Source organism: Burkholderia sp. BCC1047 (genome assembly GCF_902833155.1).
Classification (GTDB): domain Bacteria; phylum Pseudomonadota; class Gammaproteobacteria; order Burkholderiales; family Burkholderiaceae; genus Burkholderia; species Burkholderia sola.
Genome location: NZ_CADFEH010000058.1, coordinates 1 through 18,208, shown reverse-complemented (window position 1 = coordinate 18,208; position 18,208 = coordinate 1). Strand labels below are relative to the sequence as shown.

General features: G+C 63.5%; 20 protein-coding genes, 1 other RNA gene and 1 pseudogene. 11 read left to right on the top strand and 11 right to left on the bottom strand.

Annotated features, from left to right (window positions below):
- Positions 1-144 precede the first annotated feature (144 nt).
- From ompA to HWX55_RS34520, 6 genes are all read left to right on the top strand, one after another.
- Entirely contained in the window at positions 145-813 is a 669-nt protein-coding gene (gene ompA / locus HWX55_RS34545) for an outer membrane protein OmpA (RefSeq protein ID WP_050011546.1), read from the top strand.
- 152 nt (positions 814-965) lie between these two features.
- Positions 966-1,664: a bifunctional 2-polyprenyl-6-hydroxyphenol methylase/3-demethylubiquinol 3-O-methyltransferase UbiG gene (gene ubiG, locus HWX55_RS34540; RefSeq protein ID WP_175978929.1), complete on the top strand. Its 699-nt coding sequence runs from the start codon at positions 966-968 to the stop codon at positions 1,662-1,664.
- A gap of 13 nt (positions 1,665-1,677) precedes the next feature.
- Positions 1,678-2,391 (top strand): phosphoglycolate phosphatase, encoded by a 714-nt coding sequence (gph, locus tag HWX55_RS34535; RefSeq protein WP_175978928.1) that lies wholly within the window; start codon positions 1,678-1,680, stop codon positions 2,389-2,391.
- Positions 2,392-2,408: 17 nt separating this feature from the next.
- Positions 2,409-2,778, top strand: a transfer-messenger RNA (tmRNA) gene (gene ssrA, locus HWX55_RS34530).
- A gap of 179 nt (positions 2,779-2,957) precedes the next feature.
- Positions 2,958-4,199 carry an integrase arm-type DNA-binding domain-containing protein gene (locus tag HWX55_RS34525; protein WP_175978927.1) on the top strand — a complete coding sequence of 414 codons (1,242 nt, stop codon included), beginning with the start codon at positions 2,958-2,960 and terminating at the stop codon, positions 4,197-4,199.
- Between the two features lie 68 nt (positions 4,200-4,267).
- Positions 4,268-4,735 (top strand): hypothetical protein, encoded by a 468-nt coding sequence (locus tag HWX55_RS34520; RefSeq protein WP_175978926.1) that lies wholly within the window; start codon positions 4,268-4,270, stop codon positions 4,733-4,735.
- Between the two features lie 12 nt (positions 4,736-4,747).
- On the opposite strand, the gene HWX55_RS34515 is transcribed toward HWX55_RS34520, so the two are convergent.
- Both HWX55_RS34515 and HWX55_RS34510 read right to left on the bottom strand, forming a co-directional pair.
- The gene (locus HWX55_RS34515) at positions 4,748-5,125 is read right to left on the bottom strand and encodes a helix-turn-helix domain-containing protein (protein ID WP_175978925.1); all 378 of its coding nucleotides are present in this window, start codon (positions 5,123-5,125) and stop codon (positions 4,748-4,750) included.
- A 66-nt stretch (positions 5,126-5,191) separates the two neighbouring features.
- Positions 5,192-5,446: a hypothetical protein gene (locus HWX55_RS34510; RefSeq protein ID WP_175978924.1), complete on the bottom strand. Its 255-nt coding sequence runs from the start codon at positions 5,444-5,446 to the stop codon at positions 5,192-5,194.
- 389 nt (positions 5,447-5,835) lie between these two features.
- On the opposite strand from HWX55_RS34510, the gene HWX55_RS34505 reads away from it, so the two are divergent.
- Complete coding sequence (locus HWX55_RS34505; protein ID WP_175978923.1) at positions 5,836-6,273, top strand: hypothetical protein; 438 nt, start codon at positions 5,836-5,838, stop codon at positions 6,271-6,273.
- A 28-nt stretch (positions 6,274-6,301) separates the two neighbouring features.
- On the opposite strand, the gene HWX55_RS34500 is transcribed toward HWX55_RS34505, so the two are convergent.
- The 9 genes from HWX55_RS34500 to HWX55_RS34460 form a co-directional block, all read right to left on the bottom strand.
- Positions 6,302-7,417, bottom strand: coding sequence for a hypothetical protein (locus HWX55_RS34500; RefSeq protein ID WP_175978922.1), 1,116 nt, complete (start codon positions 7,415-7,417; stop codon positions 6,302-6,304).
- 82 nt (positions 7,418-7,499) lie between these two features.
- Positions 7,500-9,833, bottom strand: coding sequence for a right-handed parallel beta-helix repeat-containing protein (locus HWX55_RS34495; protein ID WP_175978921.1), 2,334 nt, complete (start codon positions 9,831-9,833; stop codon positions 7,500-7,502).
- A gap of 49 nt (positions 9,834-9,882) precedes the next feature.
- Positions 9,883-10,119 carry a hypothetical protein gene (locus tag HWX55_RS34490; RefSeq protein WP_175978920.1) on the bottom strand — a complete coding sequence of 79 codons (237 nt, stop codon included), beginning with the start codon at positions 10,117-10,119 and terminating at the stop codon, positions 9,883-9,885.
- Positions 10,119-10,796 carry a hypothetical protein gene (locus HWX55_RS34485; protein ID WP_175978919.1) on the bottom strand — a complete coding sequence of 226 codons (678 nt, stop codon included), beginning with the start codon at positions 10,794-10,796 and terminating at the stop codon, positions 10,119-10,121. The genes HWX55_RS34490 and HWX55_RS34485 overlap by 1 nt, the downstream gene beginning before the upstream one ends.
- Position 10,797: 1 nt before the next feature.
- Positions 10,798-11,100: a hypothetical protein gene (locus HWX55_RS34480; protein ID WP_175978918.1), complete on the bottom strand. Its 303-nt coding sequence runs from the start codon at positions 11,098-11,100 to the stop codon at positions 10,798-10,800.
- Positions 11,097-11,297 (bottom strand): hypothetical protein, encoded by a 201-nt coding sequence (locus HWX55_RS34475; RefSeq protein ID WP_175978917.1) that lies wholly within the window; start codon positions 11,295-11,297, stop codon positions 11,097-11,099. Before HWX55_RS34475 ends, HWX55_RS34480 begins: the two co-directional genes overlap by 4 nt.
- Entirely contained in the window at positions 11,284-11,577 is a 294-nt protein-coding gene (locus HWX55_RS34470) for a hypothetical protein (protein ID WP_175978916.1), read from the bottom strand. Before HWX55_RS34470 ends, HWX55_RS34475 begins: the two co-directional genes overlap by 14 nt.
- A complete protein-coding gene (locus tag HWX55_RS34465) occupies positions 11,574-12,236 on the bottom strand; it encodes a hypothetical protein (RefSeq protein ID WP_175978915.1) in 663 nt (220 codons plus the stop codon). Before HWX55_RS34465 ends, HWX55_RS34470 begins: the two co-directional genes overlap by 4 nt.
- 3 nt (positions 12,237-12,239) lie before the next feature.
- Positions 12,240-12,470 (bottom strand): hypothetical protein, encoded by a 231-nt coding sequence (locus tag HWX55_RS34460; RefSeq protein ID WP_175978914.1) that lies wholly within the window; start codon positions 12,468-12,470, stop codon positions 12,240-12,242.
- A 311-nt stretch (positions 12,471-12,781) separates the two neighbouring features.
- On the opposite strand from HWX55_RS34460, the pseudogene HWX55_RS34455 reads away from it, so the two are divergent.
- From HWX55_RS34455 to HWX55_RS34440, 4 genes and pseudogenes are all read left to right on the top strand, one after another.
- Positions 12,782-13,776, top strand: a pseudogene (locus tag HWX55_RS34455) (iron chelate uptake ABC transporter family permease subunit); the annotation flags it as partial.
- A gap of 1,173 nt (positions 13,777-14,949) precedes the next feature.
- A complete protein-coding gene (locus HWX55_RS34450; RefSeq protein ID WP_175978913.1) occupies positions 14,950-15,195 on the top strand; it encodes an AlpA family phage regulatory protein in 246 nt (81 codons plus the stop codon).
- Complete coding sequence (locus tag HWX55_RS34445; protein WP_175978912.1) at positions 15,192-15,557, top strand: hypothetical protein; 366 nt, start codon at positions 15,192-15,194, stop codon at positions 15,555-15,557. Before HWX55_RS34450 ends, HWX55_RS34445 begins: the two co-directional genes overlap by 4 nt.
- Before the next feature lie 124 nt (positions 15,558-15,681).
- The gene (locus tag HWX55_RS34440) at positions 15,682-17,955 is read left to right on the top strand and encodes a VapE domain-containing protein (protein ID WP_175978911.1); all 2,274 of its coding nucleotides are present in this window, start codon (positions 15,682-15,684) and stop codon (positions 17,953-17,955) included.
- Positions 17,956-18,208: the final 253 nt, after the last annotated feature.

Below are 18,208 nucleotides of genomic sequence, written 5' to 3'. Positions count from 1 at the left end.
AAGTTAGACGCTGCTCGAAGTCTACACAGAGCGGTGCCGCGTTTTTTGTGCCGCACCAATGTTATACTTCGAGCAATGTATGACTTGTCACCGTCAACAGGCTCGCAGTAAACCTGCGGTAATCTCAATTTCGAGAGGAGAAATATGAATAAACTTTCAAAGCTCGCGTTCATTGCAGCTACCGCAGTTATGGCTGCATCCGCTTCGGCACAGTCGGTGCCGGCGTCGCGTCAAGCCGTCAATGACAACTGGGTGAACGGCACGGGCGAATGGGTGTGGATGAACGGCACGAACGAGCTCTGCTGGCGCGATGCGTTCTGGACGCCGGCCACCGCCAACGCGAAGTGCGATGGCGCACTGGTCGCCCAGGCACCGCAGCCGCCGGTCGCTCCGGTCGCTCCGGCCATCACGAGCCAGAAGATCACGTATCAAGCTGACGCACTGTTCGACTTCGACAAGGCAACGCTCAAGCCGCTGGGCAAGCAAAAGCTGGACGAACTGTCGTCGAAGATCCAGGGCATGAACACGGAAGTGGTCGTCGCAACGGGCTACACGGACCGCATCGGTTCGGACAAGTACAACGACCGTCTGTCGCTGCGCCGTGCGCAAGCCGTGAAGTCGTACCTGGTCAGCAAGGGTGTGCCGGCCAACAAGATCTACACGGAAGGCAAGGGCAAGCGCAACCCGGTTACGACCGGCTGCAACCAGAAGAACCGCAAGCAACTCATCGCCTGCCTCGCACCGGACCGCCGCGTGGAAGTCGAAGTGGTCGGTACGCAAGAAGTCCAGAAGACGACCGTTCCGGCAAACTAAGCCGCGGTTTTCGACTGCTTCAAAGCCCCGCTCCGGCGGGGCTTTTTCATTGATGCCCGTCCAGGCGCTCGCTGGCCTCGCCGTCCGCCCGCTTATATACTCGGGGCTGACGCACCGACGCACCGCCCTCCTCTCGTAGCCCGTTTGCCGACATGACCAACGCCGATCCGCACGAACTCCAGAAATTCAGCGACCTCGCCCATCGGTGGTGGGACCCGACTGCCGAATTCAAACCGCTGCACGACCTGAACCCGGTACGGCTCGGCTGGATCGACGCGCATGCGCACCTGGCCGGCAAGCGCGTGCTCGACATCGGCTGCGGCGGCGGCATCCTGTCCGAGTCGATGGCCGGACTCGGCGCGCAGGTGAAAGGCATCGACCTGTCGACCGAAGCGCTCGGCGTGGCCGATCTGCACAGTCTCGAAAGCGGCATTTCGGTCGATTACGAGGCGATCGCCGCCGAAGCGATCGCCGCGCGCGAACCGGGCAGCTACGACGTCGTCACGTGCATGGAGATGCTCGAGCACGTGCCGTCGCCCGCCGATATCGTGGCCGCGTGCGCGACGCTCGTGAAGCCGGGCGGCTGGGTGTTCTTCTCGACGCTGAACCGCAACCTGAAGTCCTACCTGTTCGCGGTGATCGGCGCGGAATACATCGCACAAATGCTGCCGAAGGGCACGCACGATTACGCGCGCTTCATCCGCCCGTCGGAACTGGCCGGCTTCGTGCGCGCGACGGATCTGCACATCGCCGAGATCAAGGGCATCACGTATCACCCGATCGGCAAGCGCTTCGCGCTGTCGAACGACACCGACATCAACTACCTCGTCGCATGCCGACGCGGCGCATGACCTTTCGACCGGCATGACGACTCCCCTTTCGACCGCGCGGATCGCAGACGAACCGCGCCTGCTGCACTGCGATGCGGTCCTGTTCGATCTGGACGGCACGCTCGCCGACACGGCGCCCGATCTCGCGGCAGCCGTCAACAAGATGCAGCGCGCGCGCGGCCTGCCCGAAACGTCGATCGACGTGTTGCGGCCGCTGGCGTCGGCCGGCGCACGCGGCCTGCTCGGCGGCGCGTTCGGCATCGATCCGCACACGCCCGGCTACGAAGCGATGCGCGACGAGTTCCTGGCCAACTACGCGGCCGACCTCTGCGTGTATACGACGCTGTTTCCCGGCATCGGCGACGTGCTCGACGAACTCGATGCGCGCGGCGTACGCTGGGGCATCGTCACGAACAAGGCGATGCGGCTCACGGCGCCGCTGGTCGAGCTGCTCGGCCTCACGCCGCGCGCCGCCTGCATCGTCGGGGGCGACACTACGCCGCACCCGAAACCGCATCCGGCCCCGCTGCTGCATGCGGCCGACCAGTTGACGCTCGCGCCCGCGCGTATCGTCTACGTCGGCGACGACCTGCGCGACATTCAGGCCGGCAGCGCCGCCGGCATGGCCACCGTCGCAGCCGCGTACGGCTATTGCGGCGACGGCGTCGCGCCGGCCGACTGGCAGGCCCAGCACCTCGTCGATACGACGCAGGAACTGCGGGACCTGCTGCGCGATGTTGGGCTATAATGATCGATCTTATCCGCGGGGGCGACCTGGTTTCGACAGGGGTTGTGAAGCGGCTAGGGCATGTCGAGGACCCGTCACCTCGTTAATCAATGGGAAAATCGTAACTGCAAACGACGATACGTTCGCACTGGCAGCCTAAGGGCCGCCGTCCTCTGCCTAGTTCACTGACGGGCTAGTGTCGCAAGACCGGTAGCAATACCGCCAGAGGTCATTTACGTCAGTTAAGCCCTGTCGGCGTCGCGACGCCAGGGTCGAAAATCTAGCGAATCGCCGTAGTGCAGCGTGTTCGTCCGCGTCGCTGCGGTTAAATCAAAAGACTGGACTAAACATGTAGAACTAGTCGTGGAGCGCTTCTGGACGCGGGTTCGATTCCCGCCGCCTCCACCAAACACTCTCTCAACGCAGATCAACGCGTTGCAATTGAACCCCGCCGGGCTTGGCTCCGCGGGGTTTTTTGTTGCAAACTATCTCAAGGAATCGCAACCACAGCCACATAGCGATGGGGGTTCTATCGGGGGTTCTTCGCTGCAATCCACGACCGGGAACCCCCACGCGCCCGAGCCCCCATGCCCCTGACCGACGTAGCAATCCGCAATGCCAAGCCGTCCGACAAGCAGCAGAAGCTGTTCGATGGTGGCGGCCTGTTCCTGCTCATCAAGCCGGCCGGCGGCAAGCGGTGGGTGCTCAAGTACCGGTTCGGCGGGAAGGAAAAAAGCCTAGCGCTCGGCACCTACCCCGCCGTCACGCTGGCCGAAGCGCGGAAGCGCCGCGACGAGGCCCGCGACAAACTGGCGACCGGGATCGACCCGGCCGCGGCGAAGAAGGCCGAGAAGCGGACGCAGCGCCTGAGCGCCGAGAACTCTTTCGAGGCCGTCGCGCGCGAGTGGCACGCCAAATACGCGCCGACCTGGTCTGAAAGCCACGGGGCGCGGATCCTGCGGCGGCTGGAGGTGGACGCCTTCCCGTGGATCGGCGGTGCTGCCGTCGCCAACCTCGAGCCGCCCGACGTACTGGACGCGCTCCGGCGCGTCGAGAAGCGCGGCGCGCTCGAGACGGCGCACCGGCTGCAGGCCAACATCAGCCAGGTGTGCCGCTACGCCGTGGCGACTGGCCGCGCGAAGCGGGATGTCACGGCGGATCTCCGCGGCGCACTGCCGCCGGTGCAGACCGAGCACATGGCCGCGATTACTGACCCGAAGCAGGTCGCCGAGCTCCTGCGCGCGATCGACGGGTATCACGGCACCTTCCCCGTGCAATGCGCCCTCCGCCTCGCCCCGCTGCTGTTCCAGCGCCCGGGCGAACTGCGCGCGGCCGAATGGACCGAGTTCGACCTCGAGAGGGCAACGTGGGAGATCCCGAGCGAACGGATGAAACGGACGAAGCAAGGCAAGGCGTCCGGCGCGGCGCACATCGTGCCCCTGCCGCCGCAGGCGGTAGCGATCCTGCGCGAGTTGCACGCGCTGACCGGCAACAGCCGGTTCCTGTTTCCGAGCGTGCGCACGAAAGACCGCCCCATGTCCGACAACACGATCAACGGCGCGCTGCGCCGGCTCGGGTACGACGGCGACACGATGACCGGCCACGGCTTCCGTGCCATGGCCCGGACGATTCTCGATGAGGTGCTCGGCGTGGCGCCCGCGGTCGTAGAAGCGCAGCTCGCGCACGCCGTGAAGGATCCGCTCGGGCGGGCGTACAACCGCACAGCGCACCTGCCGCACCGCCGCGAAATGATGCAGCAGTGGGCCAACTACCTCGACCAGATCAAGGCCGGCGCGCGCATCGTGCCGCTCACCACTGCGGCCAACTGACGCACGTTATGTCGACCATTCGCATTTCGAAGCTCGAGGCCGCACGCCGGCATCTGCGCGCGGCGATTGTGCTGCTGTTCAACGGCGCCGATCCGGTCGTCGTGCACACGCTGGTCGGCGTAGCATCGGTGCTCGCCGCGGACCTCGCGAAACACCATCATCCGGACGCGCAGTGGGAATCGTGGGCGCAGGACGCGAACGGGATCAGCGCTCAGGAATACTTCGCCATTGCCAGGTCGACGCAGAACTTCTTGAAGCATGCCGACCGCGACGTCGATGCGGTGCACGAGTTCGAGCCGATCGAAGCCGACGCTCTCGCGTTCGGTGCCACCCGCAACCTCGCCAACTTCGGGAAGCTCGGACTCGAGGAAAGCGCGCTCGAGCTCTGGTACATCGCGTGCAACGATCCGAGCGGCCTCGGGTATGAGGATGAGCTCTTTGCGCATGCCGCCCAGTTCTTCGGGGATCTTCGCGGCGAGGCGCGAGCCGTCCAGTTAGCGAAAGGCCGCGACGTGCTCGACGCCATGCAACGTTAGTCCCGTCGCGCGCTACGCGCCTCTATTCCGCTCGATCAACGCGATCAGGCTTTTGCCGGTCACGCCACTGGCCCGCGCGCCGATCTTCACGAGTTCGAGCCGGCCAGCGCGCGCCAAGTTGTAGACGGTCGCCCTCGAGACGCCCAATCGCTGCATCACATCGGCCACGCGATATAACCGGTCAGCGTGCAGCTGCGCCGCCGCCGCCGGCGCGGCGGGCGCCGGCCGCTCCTGTCGATGTGCTGGTGTCGGCGGCCGCTCGCGCAGCCGCGCCGCAACGCGGCTCGCAATTCGATCCGCGAGCAGATCGAGCAAGTCGTCGCACAGCACCAGGTCGCGACCGGCGGCCACGGCCACCCCCGCCTTGAAAGTCTTCGATACGTAGGGCATGTTCCCTCCTTCGATGTCGACCACTCCGAACAGCGCCCCGCCCTTTCCGGCGAGGCGCGCACGTGTTCAGTCCCAGCCAATAGCCTTGTTGATCGCGATGTCGAGTTCGTCGGTTGCTGCCTCGGCCCGTTGCCAAAACCATTCAGCGCCCGGGATGGTATCGAGGATGATCTTCTGCTCGAGCGCACCACGCAGCGCGTAGATGCACGTCCGGAGTTCGCCCTGCAGTGCGTGAATCGCCGCGATGTCACGCGACGACACCGAAATTTGATCAGGAATACTACCGATAGGGAAAGCGTTCTCGGAAACGTGGAACGTCATGATAGGCTCCGTATGCGATCGCATCGCCCCGCTGTCAAACGGGGTGGGCGGCAACGAGCGAAGTTGACAGACCGGGGCATACGGAACCCGGCAGGCCGAAGCCTCTCCACTCGCGCCACCCATAGAAGATGCGCAATCTCAAACGAAGAAAAACCGCCCTTGCGAGCGGTTCACCGCCGCATGCATTCGGGCTGTCAAACCCGGTCAACGTTGTTTGCGTCGACGGGTTCAGTATAGAGCGAATTCGAAATAAAGTGCAATAAAATCAAAGGTTAAGCAACGCTGTACGACGTGTACAGCAGGCCTTGACACAACTCGCACGTTGCTCGCCGGCGGTCGCGCAGCGCGCTAGAATCCGCCGAACCACAACGATGAAAACGGGGGAACAGATGAAACGAATCGCGGGGATGTGCGCGCTCACGTGCGCGTTGTCAGGTTGCGTCACGTTCGGTCAGATGGACAAGGGCCTCGGCGCGTTGCGCAACCAGCCTGTATCGGTCGCTGTCCAGGTGCTCGGCTACCCGGCTGGCGAGCGTGAAGTCGCCGGCATGAAGATCGTGCATTGGGGTCGACAGCAAACCGGCCTGATGCCGCTCACATCGTACGGCCAGAACAGCGGGTTCGGGACGGTCGGCACGACACCGTTCAGCTACACCGGCACGTCAACATCGACGCAGTACGTGCCGCTCAATTTCAACTGCGACATCGATCTGGCGATCGGGCCGGCCGGCTTCGTTCAGGGCTATCAGTACTCGGGCAACCTCGGCGGCTGCGGCACGTACATCAAAGCGCTCAACCGATATCGGCAGGCGGCGGGACTGGATTAGCCGACAGGCCCCGCCACACACGGGCGCCTTAACGTACCCGTCGAGCTCGAATCATACCGGTACCTGTCACGGTTCCGCCGGTAAAGTTCGCTTGCGCGCCCAAACGAACAGTCGTGGACGATGCAAGACTGAAACGGACTACCGGAGTCGGCAGATATGTGGAGCTGCCGGCGGCGTTCGACACGGTAAAACCGACCCCCGGTGTGCTGTTCGGATTCGTATTTGCCACCGTACTCAGACCGCCAACAAAAGCGTTCGTGGTGGCGCCCGAGTTCGCGAAACCGACAGAGCCTTCCACGTCCCAGTCACCGGCAGACAAGGTAAGCGCTGCAATATCCGTGTAGGCACCCGACGTAAGCGCCGTTGCCGATCCAGTAACGGCTTGATACTCGCCCACGCTACCTGCACTCGCGTTGTTGTTCGTCGTCGTGCCGACGATACCACCCGTCGACGACGGCACAAGCGCCCCGGTTACGGTAAGGTTTCCGTCTTCGCACATTGTGGCGAGCGCTTGGCTGTAGGCGTTGTTGATGATCTGGAAACAGCCGTTTGCAACGCGAAGCGTCTTTGCCGGCGTCGTCGCGCCGTTCCCGACGAGGGTGAGTGTCGCACCACCTGAGCCCGTATCAGTGATCTGCGCGGCGTGGCTTGAGCCGCTCGTCGTGACCTGCAGTGCGGTGCCGGTCGAACCAGTAACGGTAACGGTGCCGGCGAGCGTCGGCGCTGTGTTGAACACCAGCGACCCGCTGCCCGTCTCATCCGAAATGACCGCAGCCAGTTGCGCCGATGTCGTGGCCGCGAACTGGTTCAGCGCACTCGTGGTCAGCGCGACACTGCCTGCACATGTAAAGCCTGCCCCGGACGTCCAGCGCAGCGCGTTGTTCGTGCCGCTGCAGCTCGGAATAGGTACGGCCGTCGGCGCTGCCGTCGCGCCGAGCGAGTTAGCGAGCACCGTATTCGCCGCCATGGGCGCCAGCGCACCGGCCGAAACACTGCCCCACGCAGCTGCGCCGGACGGTCCGGGCGATACGATGACCTGCCCGCTGGTCGAGCTCGTCGTGTCAAGCATCTGCACGGGAACCTTCGTCGCTGCGTGCGCGACGGCCGTCAGCGCGAGCATTGCGCCGATCAAGATATTTTTCATTTTGGAATCCTCTGTATATGTAGGAGATATGGCAGAGCGGACGACGTGAATCGTGTAAATCACGTCACCCATGCATTTGCTGTTACGCGTTGTATACCGGGATCTTCTTGAGGGCCCCGCCCACATAGATCGGTAGGAACTGCCAAACTTGCGCCGGCAGCGCGAGTCCGCCCGATGACGCCGAGGTCGCCATACTCCCGGACGGGACGTTTATTGTTTTAGAGAAATCGAAATAGCTTGTGCTGCTGTTGCCGTCGATGTAATCCACGAGTGCCGGGTTGGGGAAACTCGTTGCCAAGACCGAGGCGGCGGTGATGTCGTTGCCTACCACCGTCGAACGGGACGGCGTACCGGCGCCGGCGAGCTGACGAATGCCGTAGGCGCACGTGTCGATCTTGTTTCCGCTGACGGTGATGCGGCCAGTCTCCCACCCGGCGGTAAATGCGTTCAGGAGAATGCCCTCGCTCACGGTCGAGAAAACCGCATTCCCGACCACGGCGACATCGGTCGAATCGTTCACATTGATGCCTTGACCGCCGGATCCCGTGATCGTGTTTCCGGTGACTGCGATATTGGCATTGGCGCCGGTATTGAAATCCCCGGCCTGTTCGATGGAAATGCCGATGCTTCCCGCGTTGACAATATTGTTTCCCGAAATCGTAATATTTCGATTTACGTCCGGGGTTGTACCGAATTTGCACACGCGCACACCGTGCGCGTTATTCACCATCGTATTTCCGATAAACGCCACATCGGTGCAACGATCCGCGCCCACGGCTGTCCCGACGTTGCCGGTGAACATATTGCCTTGCACCGTGCCTTGCGTGACACCCACGGACAAGGCCAGGCCCCAATCCCCGTTTTGCGAGAATTCACACCCGGAGACATTGAAATTGACGATATTGCTTGCGAGCGCCGCACCGTCACCGGAGCAGTTATAGAAGCGGCTGTTGAGCAGGCGGATATCGGTCGTTTGGAACGCGATAAAGCCCTGTGCGTAGTACGTAGCGTCTCCAAAATTCCGGAACGTGCAGTTGGTAATTCGAACGCCTACGGTGTTTTCCACGGCCACCGACACCGATTGCGTAAGCCCCGTTTTCACGCTCTCGAAAACGATCCCCTCGAGCGAAAGGGAACCAGCGCCGACGTTGTACAACGCGCGGTTGAGGCCGCCGATAAAGGCGCCCAATACCATCGCAGGGTCGAGATAGACATGCGCCCCTGGCTCGCCGAGCCACTTCGTCCCTGCAGGCCAGGTAACGAACGATTTGACGCGATAGGTAGCGGCCGGGAAGAACAGCGTTTTGCCGGCTGCGGCGGCCCAGTTGGTCGCACGTTGGATCGCGGCGGAATCGTCTGTTCCGCTCGTCCCCGTGCCCGTTGCGCCGAATTGCTTGACGCTGACGGTATCCGTCACCTGCAGCTTCCAGCGGCCGCCATCGGCCGCAACGATGACGGTTCCTCCGTTGTCGACGCTGGTGGTATCGCTCGAGTCGAGCTGATACGCACCGCCGCCGCCATCGCCGACCGCGTAATAGCCCGTCACGAACGCCCGCTTATGGCTCGCGGAATCCAGCGCGCGCAGCGCCGCGATCGAGTCAACGTTGCGATTGAGGATGCTGCCCCACACGAGCTGATCGTCACCGACCGATCCGTCCGGCGGCACGGTCAACGATAGCGTTGTGCCGCCGACGCACCAGATCCGCGACACCCCGACGGGGATTACGCTGTCGAACTGCAGCGTCACACCGTCGTCGCCGAGCGAATAGCTCGCCGGATCCTGCGCAACGCCGGCCATCACGACGATACCGAGATTCGACTTCGTACCGTACGCGCGCGACAACGTGACGTGACTCGACGTGCCGGCGATGTAATCGATGCCGTCGGTCCAGCTCTCGTTTTTCAGATCGCCCGCACCGACACTCGCCGGCAGCGGCACCAGGACCTGCTGGCCGGTGCCGTCGAACGCCAGCACCTTCCCCGCCCGATCAGGCTTTTTCGGCAGCGTACCGTCGGTCCCGTATTCGGAAAGCGGATAGCGGATCGAGTTGACCGTCGCCGCACTCGTCTGCTGCGCGATCATCGTCAGCTTATCGAGCGCCTTCTCGACGGTCTTCGCCGGAAACGGGTCGTTCTGCTGGAACTCGGTTTCCTGCGTCACCGGCACGAGCCGATAGAGGTGGAGAGTCGAGCCTGCCGGATACGAAACGTTCGTCACGACCGTACCGCCACTCGTCACGCCGGCGCCACTGACGGAATAGTCAGTGCCGAGCACCAGAGGCGTGAGAGCCCCATTCGAATCGATCTTGTCGACGAAAACGTCGTTCTGGTTCAGGAAATAGAAGCCCGTCGGAAAGTTGGTCGTTGACCCGTCCGTAGCGTAGCTAGCGTCCTGAATACTCGATGTGACAGTCATATGTAGTCCTTATTTAGTTTTCGGATCAGTTTCATTCCGGGTCTTGCTCTTACGGCCTGCGTAGCGGCCGGCGCGGCGCGTCTTCGCGGCGCTTGCCCGTCTTTTCGCACCAGAGGTCGAGGATCAGCTCACCGCGCACATGCGACGGCTCAACCCCTTTCCGCATGTAGTTCCGAATCGAGGCGTCGCTGATACGGCCGTTCACTGCGCGCATGACGATCTTCGGCGGCATGCCAACCTCGCAAAGCTCGGCGAGAAGTTCCGGCCAGCAAATCGCCGAGGTCATCACTTCAGCTTCCCTGCGGCCCGCTGCCGGAACGCTTCGCGCGCGAACTTGATCACCGTCTTGCGATCTGCGCCCAGGCCTGTCTCGACGAGCAGCTTCGCGACGCGGGGGTCGCGCTTCGCCAGCGTGTTCGCGGCGTCCCACGCCTGCTCCCAGTCGCTGCCGAACGTCTCTTTCATGCCCTGCACGGCGTCGGCGAGGTGGGCCTGCTTGTCGGCCTCGGGCAGCGCCGGCCAGGCCTGCGCGAACAGGCGGGCGTCGTCGAGGAATTCGCGCACATCGGTCTGGTTGCCGCCGTGGTCGGCGACGATCGCCGCGAACTCCTTGCGATCGATCGTGCCGCCCAGGCCGTCGTCGATCGCGGCCACGAGCTCCTGCCCCCACTGCCCGGAACCGGTCAGCTCGTCGTACAGGGTGCCGTGCGTCCCCTCGTCGCCGTAGAACTTGCGCACGGGATCTGCACGCAACTCCGCGAGCGCGTCGGCTGTCGTGGGTTGCAGCGCGCCTTGCTCGACGGCGCCGGTGCGCGGGCTTTCCGCGACGTTCGCTGCCTTCGGCGGCTCTGTCGGCGTGCGCGGCGTTTCGGCCGCGCCGGGCTGCTTCGTGTTGGAGTAGAACGCCGCGGCGCGTTCCTCGAGCGTCTTCTCGACGGGTGCGGATTGCTGTTCGGTATCCATATCAAACTTCCTTGGGAAACCCTTCGTACGGGAACCGCCAGCCCGAGAGGTCGACAATGTGGACGAGCGGCGGTTTCCCATCCTTCGCACCCCATACGTGCGTCACGAATCGGTTGACCTTGTCGAGCTCGACAACGAATGGCGGCAAATATCCGTGACGCTCGACGTAGGCCGAAACCTCCGCGTCCCGGTCCTCACCACGTCGCAGCACGAGAATTTTTGCGCGTGCCGGCGGTGCGAGCAGTTCGAGCGCTTCTTCCTGTTCGCCGGCCGTCAATGCACGGACCGCATCGAGAATCGTCACGTGAATCTCCTGATAACGACAGTCGTTTCCGGCATGCAGGCATGCTCAGCGACATATGCGGCCACGCGAGCACGCCGGTCCTCGCGCTCGCCGACGATCAGCATCGGCGCATCAAGCCGCGGCGCGAGAAGCTGCTCCAGTTGGCTGAGCTCGGCATCGGTCAACTGCTCGAGGCGATCCGCGTCAATCCTCACCATGTGCGCTCCCAACACCGATCAGTTCTTTCAGCCGTTCGAGACGTTCCTCGCGCGTCATGTCCGTGACTTCGGCCTTGATCTCGCGCGGCAGCAACTTGCTCCAGATCTTGTAGAAGGCGGCCGGATCTGCCTTGCCGAACTTCACCAGCGCGGCCACGCCCCCCAACTTGTCGAACGCCTCGACGAGCGCGTCGCGGCACGCCTGTGTTGTCTTATTCGGGACGCCAGGCTTACGCCCTTTTCCTGCATTCGGGGGCAACGATCGACGGTTCGTGGTCACTGAACATCCTCCGCGGCCGATCGCAGCGCGGTTTCGCTGTCGATGATGTACGGCGGTCGGCGGCTCGGCTGCCGATATGCGGTCGCGTCTTCGAGGCGCACGATCGTTTGCTGCATGTGCCGCGCGGCAACGCCCGCGATACTGTCGGGCCGCCGATCTTCGTCGAACATCGACTTGACGTACGTCCGCACGGCCTGGTCGGAAATCCACGAGCGGGTACCACTGATATACAGCCCGTGCCGTTGCGCATCGTTCAGCTCGGGGTTCACGCACACGGTGCGGATCGCCTCGTGCAATTCGGCGTCGACCTGCAGGAACTCGCTGCGTGCGATGGCGACCGCCTCGAGCGCGGCTTCCAGCGCCTTCGCCGCGTTGACGTAGCGGCGTTCCAGAGCGCGAGCCGCACGCACACCATCCCGCGACTCCTGGTGCCGCGCTTCGAGCGCCGCCGCGCTATTGGCGCGCTGCGCGGCTTCGTGTACGCGGACGAGCGACGTTTCCCGCGACCGGTGCAGATCTGCGACGGCACGCAGCGACGCCGTTTCCTCGTCCTCTGCGCCGTTGTTCTCGAGCAGCCGATCCTCGAGCAGTTGCTGCGCGATGGTGGTCTGTTGGCGCGCCTCAGCCAACTGCGCTTCGATCAGTCGGATATCGGCCATCGCTCAGTCCTCCACCAGTTCGACTTGCCAGTCGAGCACGCGCGCCGCTTCGGCCTGCGCCGCCGTCGCACGGCCCCACGCGTGGTTTGCGTCGGGCCGGATCCGCCATTCGCCGCCCTTCAGCAGCCCGTGGCGCTCGATAAACTCGGCGAGCGCATCGGCAACGACGCGGGCCATCGACGCACCGCGCAACAGCGCGCAAGTCTGCAGCGCCATCCGTGTACGCGGGGTCATGGAAATGTTGGTTACGGCCATGCTCGGCTCCTCAATAGCGGTTCGATCAGCATCGCATCAGTGAAACGGGCAATTGCCCGTCTTTGCGCAACAGTTTGCGCAAGTCTCTACGCAGGATCGTGCGTCCTTCGCTTCGGAAAATAGTCCGTTTCGTACGCAGGATCCTGCGTACTGCGCAACCAGTTTGCGCAATCAACCACGGCGAATTGTCCGTATTTGATCGCGGGGAATCCCCCGTTATTGCTCGGTTAGTCGGTGGTCGCGCGGGTCGGTCGCTTGCCGCCCGTCCGCTTCACGCGCACCAGGTGCTTGTGCTCGCCGGCGCTGATCCGTCGTGGCGCGGTGCGGCGGCAGGGAAGAACACGGCCGCGTGCCGGGCCGGCGGTCACGCCGCTGCGCTCGCGCTTGCCCTGGTCGCGCTGATCGGCGCGCTCGCGGTGCTGCGCGTCGCGCATGGTGGAGCGCGGTGCCCGGCAGCGACGACGCGTTGCTCGCGCACGTGTTCCTGTTCGAGCTGTAACCTGCCGCGCGTCGCGGCGGCCGTCGTCTCGGGCGGCAGTCGCGGCATCGCTGGCGCGCTGTTCCAGTCGCTCACGCGCAATTCCCTCGCGTCACCCGATCTGCTCGGCGTGACGGGCGGCGCACGGCTCGGCCTGCTCGCCGCGATGCTGGTGCCGGCGTTGGCCGGCGTTGGCCGGCGTCGCGTCGGCGCCGCTGCTGTTCGCGTGCGGGCTGTTCACAGCCGCGTGCGCGATCGCCACGGCCGGCGGCTGGCGCGCGCGCGACGCCGCTGCGGCTGGTGCTCGCGGGCAGCGTCTGCCTGCTGCTGTTCGCCGCGCTGTGGGCGAACGGCAGCCTGTATCAGCCGGGCGCGAGCGGCCTCGTGTTGGCCGTTCGCTGGCTCGTCGCACTACCGTTCGTGATCCGGCCGCTGAACCCGCTCGCGCTCGGCGACGACGCGGCTTGCCGCGACGGTCGTCGCCGTCGCGTTCACGAGCGTGGCCATCAGCATCGCCGGCCTGCTGTCGTACGTCGGGCTCGTCGCGCCGAACCTGCTGCGTCAGGTGCGCGGCGTGCGCGCGGCGCGGCTCGGCGTGCTCGTGCCGCTGTCGGCGCTCGCCGGCGGCGCGCTGGTGTATCGGCCGATCCCGAATGGGTGACGCCCGCGCGCTGGTGGGCCGCGCTCGCGGGCCACGATCCGGTCGCGCGCATGCTGATCGACCTGCGCATGCCGCGCCTGCTGTGCGCGCTGTTCGCGGGCGCGCTGCTGGCCGCGCGCGGCGTCGCGATGCAGAGCGTCGTGCGCGGCACACGCCTACGACTCACGGCCGCGTGCGGCCCGCGGATCCTCGGGTTCATAGACCTCACAATCACCGCGTGCCGCGCGCACGCCCGCGCGACCGGCGGATGGGCACCGGGTAGCCAATCGGGTAGCTACGTGCGGTTTGGCCGCGCTGCATGGCGCGCTACGCCTGCTAGGCAAGGTATCGTGCGCGGAGTTGAAATCGCCAATGGGGATTTCAATAGATCATGGTCGGCGCTGCGGGCAGCGGCTCGCGATGGGCCTAAGTCGTCGACACCGGACCAGGTGACCGAAATAGGGATGCGGGGCGGCGCTCGCTACCACTGTCACGCGAACGTGAAGGCGGATCTGCACGCCGCGACGGCCGTGCTCGGTATTTCTCAGCACTTTGCTGCGCAGGTAGCGAGCTCGCACTCCGTCGCTACCTGCCACGGGCGTATTGCCGAACGCGTTGTTTTCTACGAGTAGGATGTTTTTCGCGATTTGGTGCTTGGTTTATTCCGGCCAGCGTTGCTACCTCCACGACGCCGCCATGCGGTGGCAACATGCCGGACGCCTTATTTGGCGCGGGTTTGGTGGAAGTGTTGCCACTGTTGCCTGTTGCTACCTCTAGTTGCAAAACTCCCCCGTACTGCTGCGCGCTCCTGCACGCTACTCTTTTTCCACTCTTTATTTATAAGAGGTAGCAACAGAGGCAACAGAGGCAACAGGCCCGCTGAATAAGGCCCGGCGCGTTGCCTACCTCCGTAGCCTCATCAGCCGGTGGTAGCAACGCGGTCGCCCGGCACGCCGCATCCGCTCACCCGGAATGGCAATTTAGAGTCCCCCCTCTACACCGCGTGGAAGCGACAAATACGCAAGATTTGACCCGAAATGCGAGCCCAGATAAAACACCCTCCCCCGAAACTCGATCACGGATAGCAAATCCTTGCACTTTCGCAGCAAATCGCTGTAAAGCTGCGCTGTACATCAGAAAACAACATCCACTGTCTTCGAACGCCTCATATTTCGAGTTCGATTCCCGCATCGCCTTGTCAAACATGCGCGTCCGGGGTGTCAAGGTAGGTACGCAATACCAGGACATTTTGGGGCGTATGGCACAGCCTTACAGGGTTGTCAGACCTATGCGCGGCACGTTGAAATGCGGCTATCTCAACGCACCACAAGGCGCAACAAATGGCCGCAGACCGCAGCACCTCACCATTGACGCTCCCCCTGGACGGCTACACGCGATGGAGTGAACTGAAGCAATTCGTTCCGCTGTGCATGTCTTCGGTCACAAATCGCGAACGTGCCGGCCGCTTTCCGAAACGGGTCAAGCTCGGTAGCTATTCGGTGGCTTGGCCGAACCGTGAAATTCATCGCTGGTTCGCGGATCCCAACGGCTATCGCGCGCAACAAACTGACGAGGTGGCAGCATGAGCGAAGCGACGATTATCCCAGCCGCCGCCGGCACGCTCGCGCTGCGCGTGCTCGACGAAGAACACTGCGTTCGAGTAACAACCGTTGTTGCGTGGCGCATTGTCAGCGCTCAAGACGGCATCCGCACCGAGGTCTATCCGATCGAAATGCCCTACGGTCCCCTCGAGGACCGCGGCCTGCCGGATGCGATCATCGAACCGGACAACCGCGTGACTCATCGCCCCGGAGGTGGCCGACGTGCGCAACAAGCCGTCGAATGGCACCTCAGCGGACACTGCGTAGGGCTGACCTTGTCGAAGGTCGGCGGCACGTTGCCGAACGCGAACAAGAAACTGAAACGCATGTGCGGGTTGGCCACGTGAGCGCCGGCTACCTTACGATGCCGACGAGCCGGTAAAGCAAGTACACAATGGCTAAGCCAATCGCCCTTTAATGAATAGAACTCCTACAGAACTTAAAGACCAATCGAGTCGCCCGCATGCAGAAGTGGACGTCGACGTGCTGCGTCAGTTCGTCACTTTGGCGCGCCCCGACGGCGGTCAGCTGATGTTGCTCCGCATCGCCGCTGCGGCTGGAAGCAAGCCGCGAGCACGGACCTTCGCGGTACCGGCGGAAACCGATGCACTGATCGAGTATGCGCGCACGCACAACACTGCCGCGAGCAATATCTATTGGCTACCTAACGACGCTACGTGCTTCGAACGCAAACCCGCAAAAGCGGACATGGCGTCGGCGCGATTCGCGTGGAGCGACTGCGATCCAGACATTAAGGGGTTCGGCTCATACGATGCGGCGCGCGGTCACTTGCTCGGCCCGCACGCCGATCGTCTACGCAAGCATGCGTCCTTCATCATCGATTCGGGCAACGGGCTGCAAGCGTTTTTCCGGCTTGCCGCGCCAACGCCGCTGACCGATGAGTGGGCGACGAACTACGAACAGATCAACGCGGCTATCGGCAAGGAATTCGACGGGCCCGACACACACAACTGCGACCGGATCATGCGAGTGCCAGGCACGTGGAACTGGCCGACCGAGTCCAAACTCAGAAAGGGTTACCCCACTGCGCCGAGCGCATCGCGCATTCTCTACGCGACAGATCGCACGTACACGCTTCCCGATCTGGCGGCATTGGCCCATATCCAGACCGACGACATCTCCGCCAAACATATGCGCGGCCGCGCCTTACCGTCGACCGCACCGCGCATTGACGAAATTCGCGCGCTGCTCGGCATGATTCCCGCAGACGGGAGCTATGCCGAATGGCGAGACGTGCAATTTGGGGTCCACCATGAAACCCGCGGCTCTGCCGAAGGCATGGAGATTTGCGACGAATGGTCGGCAACCGCCGAATACGCTTACGGCGGCCGCGCCGCGGTCGAGAAGGTGTGGAACAGTGCAAGCACGGAACGCTCCGACGCGACCACGATCGGCACGCTTCATACACTGGCAAAGAGATACAGCCCAGCCGCATACGACGAATGGGAGCGTGAGCAGATCGAGGGGGACTTTACGGCTATGCCGGCCGAACTCGCACAGCAGGAGCCCTACCGACCACCATTTAAGTACGACAAGGCCGGTGCGATCCTAGCGACGATCGGAAACACGCAGCTCGCGCTACGCGCACCTCACGTTGCCGGCGCCGACATCCGTTTTGACACCTTCCGCGACGAGCTGACGTGGTCGGATCCCGACGCACCTATGTGGCGCCCATTCGTTGACGAGGACTACACACGGCTCCGCATCCGCCTCGAGCAGGGCGGCTTTAAGCCGATCGGCCGAGAGATGATCCGCGACGCGGTGCACCTCGTTGCCCGCGAGCGGAAATTCGATTCGGCGATTGACTGGCTGAACGGCTTGTCGTGGGATGGCGCACCGCGCGTCGATCGATTCATGGAGGTGTATTTCAGCGTACCTGACTCGCCGTATGCGCGCGCCGTGTCGCTCTACCTCTGGACTGCATTCGCGGGCCGCGTGCTTGAACCGGGCGTCAAGGCCGATATGGTGCCTATCTTCATCGGCGATCAGGGTCTGCGAAAGTCATCGGCAATCGCGGCGATGGTACCGCACGCCGATCAGTATGTCGAAATCGACCTCGGCACGCGGGACGCCGAAACCGCCCGTAAGATGCGGGGCGCCCTCGTAGGCGAAATAGCAGAACTGAAGGGCATGCGCACGCGCGAAATCGAGTCGATCAAGGCATTCATTACCGCGACGCAAGATACGTATCGGCAGCTGTACAAAGAGCACGCCGCGACAGTGCCCCGTCGCCTGGTCTTCATTGGCACCAGCAACGAAGAAGGCATTTTGATCGACGAAACTGGCAACCGACGTTGGCTCCCGATACGCGTCGGAAACGTCGACATAGACGCAGTAATGCGCGATCGAGATCAGCTGTGGGCCGAAGGCCGCACTCTCTTTATGGACGGCGGTATCCGTTGGCAGGCAGCCGAACGCCTTGCCAAGGACGAACACGCCGCGTTCGCGGCCGCGCCGGCTAACGACGACCCGTGGCTGCCGATGGTCGAGCAGTGGCTCAACGGCGCTGCTGCCACTCGGTTCGACGACGAGCCCGCGCCGGGCGAGCGAGAATACCTGCTCATATGCGATGTAGCCGCTGAGGCACTGCGCCTAGACGCTAGCCGACTGAATCGCGCAACCGACATGAGAATCGGAAAAATCCTGCGCCAGCTCGGTTACGAGAAGCGGGATAAGCGCATCGGCGCGCGGGTTCGGAAAGCGTGGTTCCCGGATCTGGACTGACCACCAACGCGTCATCGCCGGGGGCTTTTTTGGGGGTTCTTCAATTCAAAAATACATGAAATCCCAATACAGACAAGGATTACACGCCACAATGCGAGTGCCGCCGCCCCACCAAATTCCGCGCTCGTCGCACGAACTCCGCATGACGCCAGTCTGCGGGGTTAATAGGATGGTCAGCCCGATCCTCACTCAGTGGACTACGCTGAGTGAGGATTTTGTCCTTCTGGAGGACCATCATGGACACGGTATCGCT